The sequence below is a fragment of the Flavobacterium sp. genome (genome assembly GCF_044371705.1).
In the GTDB taxonomy this organism is placed as follows: Bacteria; Bacteroidota; Bacteroidia; order Flavobacteriales; family Flavobacteriaceae; genus Flavobacterium.
On the sequence record NZ_JBILTE010000256.1, the window covers coordinates 1 to 2,910 of the forward strand.

The following is a 2,910-nucleotide window of genomic DNA, read 5'->3' on the forward strand; positions in this document are numbered from 1 at the left end:
GATGCAGTTATTGAACAAATAAATTCTTCATGTGAATGTACCACCGTCGATTTTAAAAACAAATCTGTAATAAAGAGCCGAGATTCTTTAGCCATAAAATTTAAAATAAAATCTGATGATTTAAGCTATGGGTTCAACTATAGAACTATAAATTTGCTTGGAAATTTCTATCCTTTTAATAAAAACGTGCATATTACTATTTTCGTCAAGGAGTAAGCCCTCTAATACTTTATTCCCCGATAAGTCAACCGAATGCAAGGAGGGGATTTGTCGGCTATTTGACTTGTGTATGAATTATGTATTATCTATGAGTAAAACCCTTTTGTTTACTTTCTTTCAAGCCGCAGAGTCTCCGCCGGAGGCGGAAGACGTCTGCGGAGACACCAATGGCCAAAGACTATTTCAAGCGCAGATTCCTTCTCCTTTGTCAGATTAAGTCTTAACTACTTCAATTTAAGTTACTCTTATGAAGAATTTATATTTAATATTCTGTTTAGTAATATGTTTTGGCTGCAAAAACCAATCAGATAAAACGCTTGTGGTAAATAAAGCTGAAACGATGCCCATTACTATTTCAATAAAAATTAAAAACCATACACCGGGCTATAGATTAAAAATATTTGAGCCAATTGGTGGTAACTTTAATTACCATTTTTTACCTGAAAAAAATAATTATTCTTTTGTAAAAGACACCACAATAAATTTTAAAACACAAGCTGCAACTCCCGGTTGTTATGTTTTACAATATGAAGCTAATCGTATTATTTTAAATTTATTCCCTAAAGATTCTGTTTTTGTAACTATCGATGAAAAGCAAACGTTGGGCGCCTACAATATCTCAGGCTCTAACGCACCGCTACATATTGGTTATAATAAGCATGCCCATGAGATTTTTTTTGGTAAAGGGTTTGATACTATAGTGGTTGAAAACTTGCCAGATTCGCAAAACATACAACGCATGCAAAAATTTATAGGCGATAAAACAAAATACATAGATGACGCATTAAATGAAGGCGTTGTGAGAAAGGAAATTGCAAATTATTTTAAAGTAGTGCACACAATAGGCGTTGCTAATAATTTTCAAAATGAAATTGCCAGTTTATATGGCAAAACAACCTTTAGCCAACGTACACTATTTACTAATTTCTATAACGTGTTTAACCCATACGATACGCTTATTAGCAAAGCTTTTAATGCAACAAGTTATGTTTTAAAATACATTATAGATGTAAAACGTGATTATACCTTGAGTGTTGCAGCTAAGTTACTTGATACAAGCTTTCGAAACTTAAATGCTGAGCAGCCTACATACGATTATTCTATGTTACCGTCATATTTGCAAGAGAGCATGTATGGCGATTTAATTATTGATGATATAATATCGCCATACGCAGATTTTGACAGAAAATTAATTTATCCATATTACAAACAAAAATTTCCTAATTCACCATATATACCCCTTATTGACAGTTTGGAAATTGTAAAAACACTTGAAGTTAAAGCGAAATTATCACCCAAATTTTTAACCACTGACGGTACATTAAAGCAACTACATTCAAGCCGTTTTAAGGATAAGGCAGTATTTATAGATTTGTGGGCAAGCTGGTGCGTACCATGTATCCAGGAATTTGCTTATAAAGAAAAGCTAGATAAGTTTTTACACGATAACAATATTGAAATGTTGTATATAAGCATGGACGAGATAAAGGACAGTGTAAATTGGAAAAAAATTGTTACCAAATCGTTGTTGGGAAATAATCATATAATAGCTGGCGAGCAATTACGTGCCAATTTGATTAGAACCGTTTTTAAAACCCAGCAATGGAGCATACCAAGGTATGTTTTGCTAGATCAAATGGGAAATATCGTCATAGCAGATGCTAAAAGACCTAGCAGTGAAGATTTACTTTTTAAAGATATTTTAGATGCATTGCCTGTTGTATTATGAATTTTAAATTTGAAAAACAACTACACGAAAATGATTGTGGACCCACAGCTTTAGCAATGGTAATACAGTACCATAATAAAAAGCCAAACCTGAATTTGCTTCGGGAAGATTGCGAGCTGAGTAAAGAGGGGGTTAATTTATTAGGGATAGCATCTGCTGCCGAAAAATTATCATTTAAAACGTTAAGTGTACAAATCTCTTTTGAGAAACTCATAAAAGAAGCCCCCCTTCCTTGCATTGTTCACTGGAACCAAAATCATTTTGTTGTAGTAACGCCAAATTCATCTCTTAAGAAAATAGAAGTAGCAGACCCTGCACGTGGTATAATTTATTCCCCGATAAGTCAACCGAATGCAAGGAGGGGATTTGTCGGCTATTTGACTTGTGTGTGCGGTATGTTTTATCTGTGAGTAAAACCATTTTGATAACTTTCTTTCAAGCCGCAGAGTCTCCGCCGGAGGCGGAAGACGTCTGCGGAGACACCAATTGCCAAAGACCAAAGATTATTTCAGGACTAGACAAAACTTACACTGCAATCAACAAAAGATGCTGAAAGAAATACATTCCTACAACAACTGATTTTTCAACGCAAAGGCAATCAACTCTTTTTGGTTCTGAACATTGATTTTTTTGCATAAACTGTAAATCTTTTTTCAATGTTCGATTTCGACACCTCTAACCGGATGGCTATTTCATTTATAATTATTCCCTTCACAAGAAATTGTAAAATTTCCAACTGCTTATAGGTAACATTTAGTTCATTTGGTTCAAACGCGAGCATTTTCTCTACCAGGGTTTCAATGCCCGGGCCGGAAGCATGGAAATATTTGATTATGGTTCTCCGTAATTTTTTCTTCAATATTTACGGTTTTCCGTAATGTTTTGAAAAAGTATTACGGTTTTCCGCATTTATTTTTTTGAAATGCCGCAGAAATGAGTTTCGTTTAAAATTATGTATCAAA

At 34.1% G+C, this 2,910-nt stretch carries 2 protein-coding genes; both read left to right on the forward strand.

Translation table 11 applies throughout. From position 1 onward, the window contains the following. Positions 1 to 466: 466 nt before the first annotated feature. Positions 467 to 1,948 (forward strand): TlpA family protein disulfide reductase, encoded by a 1,482-nt coding sequence (locus ACIQ2S_RS12570; RefSeq protein WP_396176520.1) that lies wholly within the window; start codon positions 467 to 469, stop codon positions 1,946 to 1,948. Next, positions 1,945 to 2,358 carry a cysteine peptidase family C39 domain-containing protein gene (locus ACIQ2S_RS12575; protein ID WP_396176522.1) on the forward strand — a complete coding sequence of 138 codons (414 nt, stop codon included), beginning with the start codon at positions 1,945 to 1,947 and terminating at the stop codon, positions 2,356 to 2,358. Before ACIQ2S_RS12570 ends, ACIQ2S_RS12575 begins: the two co-directional genes overlap by 4 nt. Positions 2,359 to 2,910 lie beyond the last annotated feature (552 nt).

Bases quoted from the DNA above. Each gene is read 5' to 3' on its own strand.
- ACIQ2S_RS12575 (WP_396176522.1), top strand. From the start codon at position 1,945: ATGAATTTTAAATTTGAAAAACAACTACACGAAAATGATTGTGGACCC.
- ACIQ2S_RS12570 (WP_396176520.1), top strand. From the start codon at position 467: ATGAAGAATTTATATTTAATATTCTGTTTAGTAATATGTTTTGGCTGC.